We start from the raw sequence: 13,660 nt of genomic DNA on the forward strand, positions 1-13,660 counted from the left end.
ATCTTCAAATTTGTAACATGAAAATCACAGATATATATAGTTCGTACAGGTTGGTACTCATCAGTCTGCTTAGTGCAATTTTTATTGTATATCCCAATATTGCGTTCCTTCCATGGGAATTGAGTTTCATGGATGACTCGAAGCATGGATGTCATCTGTTGTTTTTCTTTATAAGGTATTTCTTTTTTGTTGTATTGATATGGTTGCTATTAATTTATAACCTGAAAAAGAAAAAGGATCTACCTTTTATGGAGCGCTTTTTAAAGACGCTTCTGATAACAGTTCCGGCTTATTTACTCTTTGTTCTTATTTTATATCTTTATAATAAAAGCATCCATGGTTTCGGTAGCATATTGTTGTTTCAGTTCTTTGTGGTTCATATTGTTTCTACTTTTGCAGGACACGTATTCATGATGTATAATGTGCAGCGAAAGAAAGAACAGGAAATAGAACAACTCAAAGTTGAGAATCTGAAAAGCCGCTATGATGCCTTGACTAATCAGATTAATCCTCACTTTTTCTTTAATTCGCTGAATGGGGTAACAGCCTTAATCCGGAAAAAAGATGACGAAAAAACACTGGCTTATGTAAACAAAATGTCGGACGTATTCCGGTATATTTTACAAAGCGATAAAAAAGGATTGGTTACACTGGAAGAAGAACTGGAGTTTGTACATGCCTTCCGCTATATGATGGAGGTTCGTTTTGCTAATAAACTGTCATTCGACATACAGGTTGACACAAAGGGAAAGGAACTCAGAATTCCGGTTCTTTCTTTGCTTCCGCTAATAGATAATGTAGTTATACACAACACAATCGACTCACAACACAAGATGGAAGTTTCCATCCGCCTGAATGAATGTTCGGAACTGGTTGTTTCCAACCCAATCCACCCTAAATTATCCCCCAGCGACACCAATGGAACAGGGATCAAGAATCTGGAAAATCGATTCTCTTTACTGATGAATAAACAGATCCGAATTGAAAACGACGGAGAAATATTTAATGTTTACTTACCCTTAAAGTAATAGTCAGAATTATGAAAGTATTGATAGTAGAAGATGAAACGGCTGCTTATGAGAACCTGACGGATATTCTGAACGAGATTAACCCGGCTATTGAGATACTTGGAAATACAGAAAGTATCACTCAAACAGTTCAATGGTTACTGAATAATCCGCCCCCAGACCTGATACTGATGGATATCCACCTGTCGGATGGTTCGGCTTTTGCCATCTTTCAGAGCATAAACGTAGAAACACCTATTATTTTCATAACGGCCTATGATGAGTATGCTATCGAGGCATTTAAAGTGAATAGTATTGACTACCTATTGAAACCTATCAAGGCAGAGGAATTGGAGCGCGCCTTGTTTAAGTTTGGAAAATGGACCCGTACGGAGGTAGTACAATATATGGCACAAATGACCAATTTGCCTCAGATGAGCCGTTTTAAAGATAAAATGCTTATACCTGTCAAAGACAAATTGCTGCCGATAAATATGAAAGACATCTCTTGTTTTTATACAACAGATAAAAACACACAAATCTACCTGAATGACGGTAATTGTTATGCCTATTCCAAGACACTGGAGCAAATTGCTTCTACATTGAATCCGGCTGATTTTATCCGTGCCAACAAGCAATTTATTATCTCTCGTGACAGTGTGAAGAATATTACGATCTGGTTTGACAACCGCCTGATGGTAACATTGGATATAGAAACCCCTGAACGTATTTATATCAGTAAAAATAAAGCAGCAGAATTTAAATCATGGGTTGTTAATGACAACTAATTGACATATTATTAAAAGTTTATGAGTATGAAGCAAATCGCAGTTATTTTTTTCGTAATCAGTCTTATTCCATCGTATATGAATGCACAGTCTCCCTACGGATGGAGAGGACCAACAAGAAATGGGATATATCCTGAAACAGGATTATTGAAGACATGGCCTTCCGAAGGCCCGGAATTATTATGGGAAACACTGGATGCCGGAAAAGGATATTCCAGCCCTGTTATTGTAAATAACCATCTGTATATAACCGGAATGAATGAAGATGAAACAATGGAGATCTTTTCGGCTTATACCCTGGATGGAAAAAAGCTGTATGAAGTAGAATATGGTAAACCCTGGGATAAAACCTATCCGGAAACCCGCACTACACCAACTATTGAAGGAAACAAGGCGTATATGGTGAGTGGGACGGGAGAAATTGTATGCCTGAATATTGAAAATGGAGCTATTGTATGGAAGGTAAACGGAGGAGACGTTTTTGAGCATAAAACAGGAACCTGGGGTACTTCCGAATGTCCGCTGGTATTTGACAATAAAATGATCTATACACCAGCCGGTGATCAAACTACAATCGTAGCACTCAATGCTGAAACCGGAGAAACCGTCTGGAAAAGCAAGCCATTAGGAGATATAGGCGCTTATGTATCACCTCTTTTAATAACATATAAAGGGAAAAGACAGATTATTGGTTCTACAGCAAAAAGTGTATTTGGCGTGAATCCTGAAACCGGAGATATCGATTGGACATTCAGGGAATGGGCACCCCCTGCCAGAGAAGGAGGACGGGGTGGCGATTGGCCGAATATCGCTCCAAACAGCCCTTTATACAAAGATGGACGTATCTTCTTCTGCCATGGGTATGACATTGGTGCGTATATGCTGCAATTGAATGATGACCTTAGCGGTGTAACGCTCTTATGGAATAACAATGACCTGGATACACATCATGGAGGCTATGTACTTGTAAATGATATAATCTATGGTTCCAACTGGATTAATAACAACCAAGGGAATTGGGTAGCTGTAGACTGGAATAGCGGAGAAACAAAATATGAAGAAGCCTGGAGCGGAGGTAAAGGGAAGGGATCTGTTGTTTCTGCCGATGGCATGCTTTATTGCTATGACGAACGCCGGGGAGGTGTAGGCTTAGTACGTCCTACGGCTAATAAATTTGATGTTGTCAGTGAATTTCGTATCACAAAGGGCGAAGGTCCGCATTGGGCGCATCCTGTCATCGTAAATGGTATATTGTATATTCGTCATGGTAGTGCATTAATGGCTTATAAAATCAAGTAATATTATAGACAGCTGCCTGCATTTATTACCAATTGGTAAGTAGTATCAAAAGTATAAGACCTATTTTTGCATCCGTTTTCTGAAAAAAATAGAATATGCAAAGAGATAGTCTTGATTTTAAAACATTAGCCGTAGGCAAGTTATTTACAAAACAATTCTTTCCTGCTCTGTTGGGGATGATATCTGCGGCTTTGTTTACAGTAGTTGATGGTATTTTCGTTGGACGTGGCATTGGTAGTGATGCTTTGGCAGCTGTTAACATTGCTGCTCCGATAGCTATGATATCGGCCGGTATTGGGCTGATGTTTGGTATGGGAGGTGGTATTCTTTCATCGATCAATCTCTCCAGAGGTAAGCCTAAAGTGGCGAATATTAACGTAACACAGGCTACTTCGGTATTATTGATCTTCGTTTTGATAATGACTTTATTGCTCACTTTGTTTCCTCACAAAGCAGCAACTTTATGTGGTTCCGACGACTATCTGCTGCCGATGGCTGTAGAATATCTTTTCTGGTTTGCATTAAGTATCCCGTTCCTGGTATTAACGGTTTCTCTACCCTTCTTTGTCCGGCAAACCAATCCGAATTATGCCATGTGGGCTATGCTGATAGCTACAGTTATCAACATAGTGCTTGACTATATATTTATCTTCATTTTTGAATGGGGCTTGTTCGGTGCTGCTGTTGCTACCGGTATCGGTGAAGCTGTTGGGGCAATCATGCTTTTTGTCTACTTATTATATCCCAGCGTAATGGTAAGATTTGCAAAGTTGAAAATGAGCTCCAAGAGTATACTTTTGACTATGAGGAATACCTGGTATATTCTCAAACTGGGAATCTCTTCATGCCTGAGTGAAATCACATTAGCTATAATGGCTATTACGGGTAATTATGTGTTTATGCATCATCTGGGAGCCGACGGGGTGGCTGCGTACAGCATAATCTGTTACTTGTTTCCTATTATATTCATGGTTTTCAATGCGATGGTGCAGTCTGCCCAGCCTATCATAAGCTATAATTACGGATGCGGGCAGATGGAACGTTCCAATCAGGCTACGCGCTTGTCGCTTACCTATGCAATCGTTTTTGGCTTGTTTATTACAGCTTTGTTCTCTTTCTATGCCAATGGTATTGTATCGCTTTTCTTACCGGAAAAGACAGGTAATGCATGGGAATATGCCGCATTTGGCTTGCCGTTGTTTGCTATTGATTATGTATTCTTTGGTATCAATATCATTACCATCGGCTATTATACCAGTATCGAACGGGTAAAGCGGGCAATAGGGCTTACAATATTACGGGGTATATTACCTGTATTGTTCTTTTTCTGCCTGCCTTTATGGTTCGGAGTTACCGGAATATGGCTTTCTGTTGCTACCGGCGATTTTGCAACAACAGTAATTATTGTAATTTTGCTGTTGAAAGACAAGGCATATACATATGGAAGAGCTGATAAACAGAATCAAGAAATATTGCAAGCTGAATAGACAGGAACTCCTGCTACTCCGCCAAACCATACGTACACTCCACTTCCCCAAGGGGAGTGTCGTTATAGGTGAAGGCAAGATCGACGATTCTATCTATTTTATCAGCCAGGGTATCTGGAGGGCACATATACAGCGAGACGGAGAAGATTACACCTTATGGTTTGCCGTTCCCGGAGAAACCATCTTCTCCTCATGGGGATATATCAGGGGATTACCTTCTCGCTTTAGCATTTCTTCCTCCTGTGACAGTGTCGCTATTGAAATGAAGAAGAGTACGATACAGCAACTATCGGCATCTTCGCAGGACTTTTCCAACTGGCTTCAGGGTCTATATGTGGATATACTCCTCAATACAGACGACCAACTGATTGACCTCTACTGCCCGAAAGCAGAAAAACGCTATCTGGCTTTCCTGAAGAAAATGCCGGAAATATTCCAACATGTCCCCTTGAAAGAGATTGCCGGATACATCGGAGTAACTCCCCAGTCACTCAGCCGCATCCGTGCAGGATTAAATAAAACGGAGTAAAATCACTTTTCTAATTCGAATATCGCTTGAAGTTCCGCTACTTTTTCAGGGTTATTTTCAGCGACATTGACTCGTTCTCCTATATCACTCTTTAAATGATATAATTGAGGCTCTTTGCTGTTTCCTAATTCAGTGTTTGTAAGTTTATTATAAGCTGCTCCATTACTTGGCGCGATGTATTTCCATTCTTTGTTGGATATAGAGATAGATCCGGCTTGTTCTATAATATAGTCACGCCCTTTCTTCTCTTTTCCCAATAATGTATTTAGTTGATCTTTGCTATCGGGTGCTGCATTGGTGGGGATATCTTTTCCCAACAGGCTACACAAAGAGGCAAAGAGGTCTATTTGAGAGACCAAAGCATCCGAAACGGCAGGTTCTATTTTGGAAGGCCAGTTGACAATGAAAGGGACTCGTGTACCGGCTTCAAAATTGCTATACTTCCCTCCACGGAAATCTCCCCAGGGACGATGATTGCCCAACAGCTCTACTGCTTGATCCTGATAGCCATCATCTACTACAGGCCCGTTGTCACTGGATAAGATTATCAATGTGTTATCGGCCAACCCAAGTCTTTCAAGCGTTTCTATGATCTGTCCTACGCTCCAGTCGAATTCAAGGATGGCATCACCTCTAGGACCCATACCACTTTTCCCTGCAAAGCGGGGATGCGGTACGCGGGGTACGTGGATGTCATTGGTGGCAAAGTAAAGGAAGAAAGGTTCATCTTTATGGTTTTCAATAAATTGCACAGCTTTTCCGGTAATACTGTCGGCAATATTTTCGTCTACCCATAAAGCTTGTTTACCCCCTTTCATGTATCCGATGCGGGATATTCCGTTTACGATGGCCTGATCGTGCCCGTGATTGAGGCTTGGCTTCAGTACATACAGCATCTCCGGATGATCTTTCCCCAAGGGTTCACCAGGGAATGGGTCGTCATAGCTTACCTCTATCGGATCGTTGGGATCGAGGTTTACGATTCGTTGGTTTTCAACAAACACACAAGGCACTCTATCACCTGTAGCAGCCATAATATATGAATAGTCAAAGCCTATATCCGTAAGGCCGGGAGTGATAAATCCATTCCAATTCTGTTCACCGGTTTTGTCACCCAAACCAAGATGCCATTTGCCAACTGCTCCGGTAGTATATCCTGCTTCACGAAATACATCAGCGATGGTTGTTTGCTCGGGGCGGATCACCATACCGGCATTTCCGGCAGCGATACCGGTATCACTCCTTCGCCAGGCATATTGGCCGGTAAGCAAAGAATAACGAGAAGGTGTACTGGTGGCCGCCACGGCATGAGCATCTGTAAAGCGTACTCCTTGCGAGGCCAAGCGGTCTACATTCGGTGTATGAATGGTTTTCTCGCCATTGCAACTTAAATCTCCGTAACCTATATCATCTGCAAGGATGATGATAACATTAACTGGTACTGATACCTCGGAAGGTTTACTTTTACATCCGATTAAAACAGGAAGGAAAGCTCCTGTCAGACATGCAAATTGTAACGTTTTCATGCTTATAATCAACTCTGTTATCTATTTGCAAACATAGAATTTATAAATAAATTAACAAAGGATTGAAATAGTTTTATTTTTTGTCATTTTCCAAAGCTGCGGCTTACGAATGGGAGGATGAAGTAGAGTCCTGAGTGCCAGTATTCGTTGTCGTGTCCGCCGTCGCGTACACGGAACTGGCAGGGGATTTGGTTGGCACGCATTGCCCTGAAGAAATCGATGTTGGTATCAAGCAGAAAATCATCATCTCCGCAATCTATAAACCATTGGATGGTACGCAGTTGCTGTTTGCGGGTGTCGTCTGCTTCTGCTACGTAGGTGATGCAGTTGTGCTGCTGTACGGACCGGATGAGATGTGTCATTTTTTCTTTACCATCAGAAGACAGTCCGGGAGGTGTCGGCATATCCGGTAGGGTCATGCCTGAACTTATGGCATATACGGCGCAATACATATCGCTATAGCGCTGTGCATAACTGGTTGCCCCATTGGCTCCCATGGATAGTCCTGCTATGGCCCGGTTTTGTTTGTTTGCTTCTACGCGGTAGGTGTTTTCTATGTAGGGTAGGAATTCCTGATAGAAGAAGTCTTCGTACGACCATCCGGGCATATTAAAGTAGCCGTTCCATGCACCGGCGGAAAAATCCCCTCCTGCATTGGGGCTTACGATGATCATTTCACATGCTTCGCCGGAGGCTACTAACCGATCCATAACATCTTTGGCTTGCTAGTCGTAGAACCAACCGGTGTTTGTTCCTCCCATGCCATGGAGCAGATAGAGGATAGGATATTTTCTGCTTGTTTCCGTGTCGTAACTTTTGGGCAGGTAGATGCTATAGGCTCTGTGTGCTTCCAGCACTTTGCTGTAAATACTATCTGTTACTACTTTGCTTTGGGGTCCCCAGCCGGGATACTGTGCATTTGCCTGCCATGTAAATGCGGCAATAAATAATAATAGGATTGTTTTCTTCATTTTGTTTGTTTTTTATGTTATTGCATCTGCAATATTAGTGTATTTCTGTGGGGGAGGATGTTTGTTTTGTACAGATAGTTTGTCTGGAGGTTCAAAGTGGTTGTTCTGTATGTTTAAATATTTGTCTATTGGTTCAAATCATGTTACAGAACAGATTTTATCTTTATATTCGCATTATACTCAACTGAATTTTGTATACCGGTAGTATCATTTGATTTTTACTCGGTAGAGTTTGTATTTTTGCGATATTTTTAAGTAACAGCATAAAACATTTTGGATTTACATGAATATAGATCAGATTATTAATAATATATATACGCTGCCGGAGGCGTCTTTGTCGAGGCTTAAGGAGCATATTGTGGAGGTTCGTTATCCGAAGGGGCATATATTAATGAAAGCCAATAAGGTAGAGCATTATCTTTATTTGATAAAGAAAGGGCTTGTACGGGCATATACGGATTCGTTGGCGAATGAGCTTACCTTTTGGTTTGGGAAAGAGGGGGATGCAATTATTTCTATGAGTAGCTATGTTGAGAACCAAAGAGGGTATGAACATATCGAACTGCTGGAAGACTGTGAGTTGTACGAGGTGGATTCAAGGGACTTGCAACAGCTCTATTTTGAAGACATACACATTGCCAACTGGGGTAGAAAGTTTGCAGAACAAGAGCTCATTAAAACAGAAAAAAGATTCATTTCCAGACAATTCAGGACTGCATCGGAACGCTATAAAGAGTTATTGATAAATAATCCGGACCTAATACAAAGAGTACAACTCGGACACATCGCTTCGTATTTGGGGATTACACAAGTCAGCCTGAGCCGGATAAGGGTTGACATTAAATAGCTTCATTTTTTATCTTATGTAAAATTTTAATCCATTCCCTATTACGACCTTTGCCGGAAAATAATAGGTATGAATTGGGTAATATTAATTGTTGCAGGTTTATTTGAAGTAGCATTCACCTCTTGTCTGGGAAAAGTAAAGGAAACTTCCGGAACGGAGATGTACTGCTGGCTGGTTGGTTTTTTCATTTCATTAGTCATTAGCATGTTGTTGTTGATAAAGGCTATCCAAAGCTTACCGATAGGAACAGCCTATGCCGTATGGACCGGAGTAGGCGCCGTTGGCACTGTATTGATGGGAATTTTCTTTTTCAAAGAACCCGCCACCTTCTGGCGAATCTTCTTTATCATTACATTAATCAGCTCTATTATCGGTCTGAAATACGTTTCGCACTAATTAAATAAAGAATGCAAAATGATGAATGAAGAATTGAGCAGATTATTAAAGTCTATAAAGCCGAAGATCAATCCAGGCGATTATGTGTTCTGTGTTGTTAAAGACCTGTCATCGATCAACATTGAGGATATTACTTGTTTTTTTAAGGAAGAAGAAGGTGTGACTCTTATTCTCAAAAGGGAAATAGCGGATAAACTACAATTGGATTATTCTTTTATAGCCGCCTGGATTACACTGACGGTTCATTCTTCCTTGGAAGCAGTTGGACTTACGGCAGCTTTCTCTAATGCTCTGTCTGCTGCTGATATCAGTTGTAACGTCGTTGCCGCTTATTATCACGATCACATATTTGTCAAGAAAGAAGATGCCACAGAAGCAATGAATGTCTTAAATAACCTTTCTCTTTTTTGATACAATCCGGAGTAGATTATCGGATAAAACAGTTAGTAAAACAGCTATAAGAATCAGGGAGATTCCCAACAGCAAATAAAAGGTAAATGTTTCGTGAAAGATGATAACACTAACGGCTACTGCTACAAGGGGTTCCATGGATCCTAATATAGCTGTTGGAGTGGAACCGATGTATTTGATGGCATAGACCAGGCATATAAGTGATATAACAGTTGTAACCAAAGCGAACAACGTCAGGTTTATGCCTATTTCAAAAGAGGGTATAGCCTGAAAGTTACCGTCAAACAATGATTTACACAAAAAGAAAAGGGTGCAAAAAGCCATCGAATAAAAGGTAACTTTGGTTCCTTGCACATGTTTCAGGTTAGACTTGTTCACGATAACCATGTAAAGGGCATACGTAAGCGCTGAAAGGAAAACAACAGCAAAGCCTATAAGCGGAATCCTTTCTGCTCCACCATTCAGAGACAATACTCCTAAAAAGGCCAAGAATATAGCTCCCCATATTACTCCGGATATCTTTTCTTTAAAGCCCAAACCCATAATCAAAGCTACCAGTATCGGGTAAAGGAATAGTATTGTGGAGGCAATACCTGCCGACATATAATCATATCCGGTAAACAAAAATAAAGCAGATCCGGAATACATCAGTCCGAGTATTGCCAGCATCCCACCCTCTTTCCATGTAATCTTAAAATCAACTTTCTGGTAAAACAAGAACAGGCCGATCATGATTGTACTAAGCAAGAAACGGTAAAAGAGAGCCGTATCAAAAGAAAAATCTGTTTGCTTAAGCGGAATAGCGAATAGCGGTATCAATCCGTATGTAATAGCAGACAAGGCTGCCAGTATATAACCTTTTATCCTCATTGTCGATATCAATCTTTTTGCGCGTGCAAATGTACGCTATTTGCTCAGATAAGCTTAAGGTTATCGGAAGAAAAAGTCGTTCTGAAACTCTTTCGATACCCGGCAGGAGATAGTTGCATACATTTAAAGAATACCTTGCGCATATTGTCGGGAGAGCCGAGTCCGCATAATTCGGAAATTTCTTTCAGTGATAAATGTGTATCTACCAGGTATCTACAAGCCGTCTCAACCCTTAGTTTGTTCAGGTATTTAGCAGGAGTAATCCCTGTTTCCCTCACAAATGCCCTGGAAAAGTTTCTGGGGCTCATAGAAACGATCTCTGATAAAGAGTCGATTGTTATATCTTCCTGCAAATGTTCCTGAATCCAATAGCAGGCTTCCTGTATGGGTTTGTAATCCGTATGTTGGTGAGTTAGGATAGAACTATACTGGGATTGGCTGCCGGGGCGTTTTAAATAGAGCACCATTTGTTTGGCCACTTCCAAGGCAACTGTCTTCCCAAGATCTTCTTCTACCAGAGCCAGGGCTAAATCCATACCGCTGGATATTCCTACCGAAGTGTATATATGATCATCTTTTATGAAGATAGGATCACTGTCTACTTCTACTTCCGGATAATTGCTCTTCAGCACATGGCATTTCTCCCAATGGGTCGTTACCCTCCTATCCTTTAATATGCCGGCTTCGGCCAAAAAGAAACTACCTGTACATATCGAGCAGATTCTACGCACCTTCCCTGATTGTTCCCCTATCCACTTAAGGACATCCCCGGATAGTTTATATGCTTCTATCCGAGTGTTTGAAACACCCGGTATAATCAGGGTATCAATCGGATAATTAATTGTTTTAATATTTTCGGAACAAAGCATCGTTACTCCCGATGCCGTACGCACATTCTTCTTTTTATCAACCGATACGGAATGGAGTTCATAGCTGAAATCTGTTTTCTTCTCCTGGGTTTGAATATATTCTATGGCTTGGGAAAAGACTTCATAAGGGCCTGTTATATCCAATAAAGTAGCATCAGGTATAATCAAGAATACGATATGTCTAATACAACTGTTCATAGACAATGCAAATGTAATATTCTTTTGGCAGTATCGGACGTATTATTGTCATTTGAGACAAAGGAAACAGACATTATTTTTGCTGGCAATTAATAAATCAATGAATTATGGCAATAGAACGAATTACAGCAAAAGAGGCAGCTTTGCGGATCAAACATAATGATCAGGTGGGTTTCAGCGGTTTTACACATGCAGGATGCCCGAAGATAGTTCCTTTGGAAATAGCCAAACTGGCTCAGGAGGAACACGAGAAAGGAAATCCGTTTGAAATAGCTGTCTTTACAGGGGCATCTACAGGTGACAATATAGACGGCGCACTGGCACGGGCTAATGCCATTAAGTTTCGCACCCCTTACCAGACAAACAACGATATAAGGAATGAAATAAACAAAGGCGTAGTAAGCTATTTTGATTTACACCTCTCTTCCCTGGCACAGGACTTACGTTATGGCTTTTACGGCGATATAGACGTTGCTGTTATCGAAGCATCTGATGTTACAGAGGATGGCAAAATAATACCAACCAGTGGTGTAGGCATTGCTCCTACTATTGTCCGGATGGCAAAACTAGTAATTGTAGAACTAAACAGTTGGCATCCCAAAGAATTACGGGGAATACACGACCTATTGGATTTGCAAGACCCTCCATACCGTAAAGAAATACCCATTACGAATGTAAAATCACGCATAGGAAAGGACTATATACAGGTAGACTCGGCTAAGATAGTGATAGTAGAAACCAATGTTCCGAATGATGGAGGCGGCTTTGCTCCTGTAGATGATATCACCTCCCGGATAGGGAAAAATACAGCTGATTTTCTGGTAAATGAAGTACGTAGGGGAACCATTCCGAAGAAGTTCCTTCCTATACAGTCCGGAGTAGGAAATATAGCCAATGCCGTGTTGGCAGCTATGGGAGATAATAAGGATATTCCCAACTTTGAAGTCTATACGGAAGTTATTCAGGATGCCATCATTGATTTGCTGGAAAAAGGGCGTATTACTTATGCCAGCGGGGGGACGCTAACAGTAAGTAACCCGTATATAGAACGAATCTACAAGAATCTTCCGTTTTTTAAAGAACGGATTGTACTACGAACTTCCGAAATATCCAACAATCCGGAAGTGATCCGTCGCTTGGGTATCATTTCCATGAATACTGCTATTGAAGCGGATATTTTCGGAAACATAAACTCTACACACATCACCGGAAGTAAAATTATGAACGGACTGGGTGGATCGGGTGATTTCACACGGAATGCCTACCTCTCTATATTCTTAACTCCATCCACCGCCAAAAATGGAGATATAAGTGCGATTGTCCCGATGGTATCGCATGTAGATCATAACGAACATTCTGTTAAAGTGATTATTACGGAACATGGAGTAGCCGATCTGCGCGGAAAATCGCCTAAAGAAAGGGCTGTTTGTGTTATCGAAAACTGTTCGCATCCCGACTATCGCCCGCTTTTGTATAAATATCTGGAAAGTGGAGCCAAAGGCCAAACCCCCGTTAACTTACAAAACGCCTTTGCTTTTCATAATACTTTTATCAAAACCGGAAGCATGAAAAACACTTGTATTAGCTAACGATACACCACTTAAAAAAACGCATGCGTACGTTTAAAAAATCGCATGCATGCGTTTTTATAATTGCAGCCATGCGTTTTTTTAATTGCATGGCTGCAATTTTTTCTTCATATAACTTGTTGTTACATATCGTATAGTAGCCTGTCATTTTTACGACTGCAATGCCAATCAAAGTATTTTCGTTAAAAAAATATTAGAAAATATAATAAGTAGTCCGTATCTTTAAAGAATATTATTATTATAATTGTATTTGAATGAGCTTTTATAGCGGATGAGTGAAGAGATAATAAACAGACTACACCTTGACGATCACCAGGCAATGAAGCAGGTGTTCAGGCTGTATTATGCTCCATTATGTAATTATGCCAAACGATATGTAGAAAGTATTACTATTGCAGAAGAAATAGTAAGCGATGTGCTATATAAAATATGGCAAAACAGACACTATATACAAGCAAAAACGTTCCGGGAATATTTATATACGGCTACTCGCAATACGGCTATAAATTATCTGACACAGCAACAAAACCAACGCAGACTGGCTGACGAATGGGCGGAACAACTCCGGCATGAATTGATAGACGAAACACCATTAAACGATCTTATTTTGTCGGAAATAGAAGTAAAATATCATGATTTAATCAATCATTTACCGGAACAATGCCGAAAGGTTTTTTTGTTGAGCAGAACCGAAAACCGCACCTATGAAGAAATAGCTACCCAGATGAATATATCTGTCAATACCGTAAAGCATCATATAAAAGTAGCCCTACAGAAACTACGGGACGGATTAAGCGAATTTTTAATCTGGTTTGCCCTTTTTATTGACTATATTTTTTAATTTTTTTCTCATACCACCTACCCACATTCTTT

Annotated in this window: 13 protein-coding genes and 1 pseudogene; 10 read left to right on the forward strand and 4 right to left on the reverse strand. The window is 40.6% G+C overall.

Annotated elements, in window-relative coordinates:
• The first annotated feature begins 17 nt into the window (after window positions 1-17).
• From M2470_RS01670 to M2470_RS01690, 5 genes are all read left to right on the forward strand, one after another.
• On the forward strand, window positions 18-1,028 hold the full coding sequence (locus M2470_RS01670; RefSeq protein ID WP_280743040.1) for a histidine kinase: 1,011 nt from the start codon (window positions 18-20) through the stop codon (window positions 1,026-1,028).
• Window positions 1,029-1,039: 11 nt separating this feature from the next.
• Window positions 1,040-1,795 carry a LytTR family DNA-binding domain-containing protein gene (locus tag M2470_RS01675; RefSeq protein WP_280743039.1) on the forward strand — a complete coding sequence of 252 codons (756 nt, stop codon included), beginning with the start codon at window positions 1,040-1,042 and terminating at the stop codon, window positions 1,793-1,795.
• Between the two features lie 27 nt (window positions 1,796-1,822).
• The gene (locus M2470_RS01680) at window positions 1,823-3,094 is read left to right on the forward strand and encodes a PQQ-binding-like beta-propeller repeat protein (protein ID WP_280743038.1); all 1,272 of its coding nucleotides are present in this window, start codon (window positions 1,823-1,825) and stop codon (window positions 3,092-3,094) included.
• Window positions 3,095-3,189: 95 nt separating this feature from the next.
• Window positions 3,190-4,581: an MATE family efflux transporter gene (locus tag M2470_RS01685; protein ID WP_280743037.1), complete on the forward strand. Its 1,392-nt coding sequence runs from the start codon at window positions 3,190-3,192 to the stop codon at window positions 4,579-4,581.
• Complete coding sequence (locus M2470_RS01690; RefSeq protein ID WP_280743036.1) at window positions 4,535-5,110, forward strand: Crp/Fnr family transcriptional regulator; 576 nt, start codon at window positions 4,535-4,537, stop codon at window positions 5,108-5,110. Before M2470_RS01685 ends, M2470_RS01690 begins: the two co-directional genes overlap by 47 nt.
• A gap of 2 nt (window positions 5,111-5,112) precedes the next feature.
• Here M2470_RS01690 and M2470_RS01695 read toward each other — a convergent pair whose 3' ends face one another.
• Together M2470_RS01695 and M2470_RS01700 are read right to left on the reverse strand one after the other, a co-directional pair.
• Window positions 5,113-6,636, reverse strand: a complete 1,524-nt coding sequence (locus M2470_RS01695; protein ID WP_280743035.1) for an arylsulfatase — start codon at window positions 6,634-6,636, stop codon at window positions 5,113-5,115.
• Window positions 6,637-6,719: 83 nt separating this feature from the next.
• Window positions 6,720-7,607: pseudogene (locus M2470_RS01700) on the reverse strand (alpha/beta hydrolase-fold protein).
• Between the two features lie 283 nt (window positions 7,608-7,890).
• Between M2470_RS01700 and M2470_RS01705 the strand changes: the two are divergent.
• The 3 genes from M2470_RS01705 to M2470_RS01715 all read left to right on the forward strand — a co-directional run bounded on the left by M2470_RS01705 (window position 7,891) and on the right by M2470_RS01715 (window position 9,261).
• Window positions 7,891-8,454, forward strand: coding sequence for a Crp/Fnr family transcriptional regulator (locus M2470_RS01705; protein WP_280743034.1), 564 nt, complete (start codon window positions 7,891-7,893; stop codon window positions 8,452-8,454).
• A 69-nt stretch (window positions 8,455-8,523) separates the two neighbouring features.
• Window positions 8,524-8,850: a multidrug efflux SMR transporter gene (locus M2470_RS01710; protein ID WP_280743033.1), complete on the forward strand. Its 327-nt coding sequence runs from the start codon at window positions 8,524-8,526 to the stop codon at window positions 8,848-8,850.
• 18 nt (window positions 8,851-8,868) lie between these two features.
• A complete protein-coding gene (locus M2470_RS01715) occupies window positions 8,869-9,261 on the forward strand; it encodes an ACT domain-containing protein (protein ID WP_280743032.1) in 393 nt (130 codons plus the stop codon).
• Here the strand turns inward: M2470_RS01715 and M2470_RS01720 are convergent.
• Window positions 9,238-10,131, reverse strand: coding sequence for a DMT family transporter (locus M2470_RS01720; protein WP_280743031.1), 894 nt, complete (start codon window positions 10,129-10,131; stop codon window positions 9,238-9,240). The two genes, M2470_RS01715 and M2470_RS01720, sit on opposite strands and share 24 nt — an antisense overlap.
• A 44-nt stretch (window positions 10,132-10,175) precedes the next feature.
• Window positions 10,176-11,198: a helix-turn-helix domain-containing protein gene (locus M2470_RS01725; RefSeq protein WP_280743030.1), complete on the reverse strand. Its 1,023-nt coding sequence runs from the start codon at window positions 11,196-11,198 to the stop codon at window positions 10,176-10,178.
• A 107-nt stretch (window positions 11,199-11,305) separates the two neighbouring features.
• Here M2470_RS01725 and M2470_RS01730 point away from each other — a divergent pair, with 107 nt between their 5' ends.
• Both M2470_RS01730 and M2470_RS01735 read left to right on the forward strand, forming a co-directional pair.
• Window positions 11,306-12,787 carry a succinate CoA transferase gene (locus tag M2470_RS01730; RefSeq protein ID WP_280743029.1) on the forward strand — a complete coding sequence of 494 codons (1,482 nt, stop codon included), beginning with the start codon at window positions 11,306-11,308 and terminating at the stop codon, window positions 12,785-12,787.
• A gap of 271 nt (window positions 12,788-13,058) precedes the next feature.
• On the forward strand, window positions 13,059-13,628 hold the full coding sequence (locus M2470_RS01735; protein ID WP_280743028.1) for an RNA polymerase sigma-70 factor: 570 nt from the start codon (window positions 13,059-13,061) through the stop codon (window positions 13,626-13,628).
• Window positions 13,629-13,660 lie beyond the last annotated feature (32 nt).

It is taken from the genome of Parabacteroides sp. PH5-46 (assembly GCF_029892785.1).
Taxonomy (GTDB): domain Bacteria; phylum Bacteroidota; class Bacteroidia; order Bacteroidales; family Tannerellaceae; genus DFXE01.

Coding starts and splice junctions, on each gene's coding strand:
- M2470_RS01675 (WP_280743039.1), top strand. CDS start 1,040: ATGAAAGTATTGATAGTAGAAGATGAAACGGCTGCTTATGAGAACCTG.
- M2470_RS01690 (WP_280743036.1), top strand. CDS start 4,535: ATGGAAGAGCTGATAAACAGAATCAAGAAATATTGCAAGCTGAATAGA.
- M2470_RS01720 (WP_280743031.1), bottom strand. CDS start 10,131: ATGAGGATAAAAGGTTATATACTGGCAGCCTTGTCTGCTATTACATAC.
- M2470_RS01735 (WP_280743028.1), top strand. CDS start 13,059: ATGAGTGAAGAGATAATAAACAGACTACACCTTGACGATCACCAGGCA.
- M2470_RS01715 (WP_280743032.1), top strand. CDS start 8,869: ATGATGAATGAAGAATTGAGCAGATTATTAAAGTCTATAAAGCCGAAG.
- M2470_RS01680 (WP_280743038.1), top strand. CDS start 1,823: ATGAAGCAAATCGCAGTTATTTTTTTCGTAATCAGTCTTATTCCATCG.
- M2470_RS01695 (WP_280743035.1), bottom strand. CDS start 6,636: ATGAAAACGTTACAATTTGCATGTCTGACAGGAGCTTTCCTTCCTGTT.
- M2470_RS01730 (WP_280743029.1), top strand. CDS start 11,306: ATGGCAATAGAACGAATTACAGCAAAAGAGGCAGCTTTGCGGATCAAA.
- M2470_RS01670 (WP_280743040.1), top strand. CDS start 18: ATGAAAATCACAGATATATATAGTTCGTACAGGTTGGTACTCATCAGT.
- M2470_RS01705 (WP_280743034.1), top strand. CDS start 7,891: ATGAATATAGATCAGATTATTAATAATATATATACGCTGCCGGAGGCG.
- M2470_RS01685 (WP_280743037.1), top strand. CDS start 3,190: ATGCAAAGAGATAGTCTTGATTTTAAAACATTAGCCGTAGGCAAGTTA.
- M2470_RS01710 (WP_280743033.1), top strand. CDS start 8,524: ATGAATTGGGTAATATTAATTGTTGCAGGTTTATTTGAAGTAGCATTC.
- M2470_RS01725 (WP_280743030.1), bottom strand. CDS start 11,198: ATGAACAGTTGTATTAGACATATCGTATTCTTGATTATACCTGATGCT.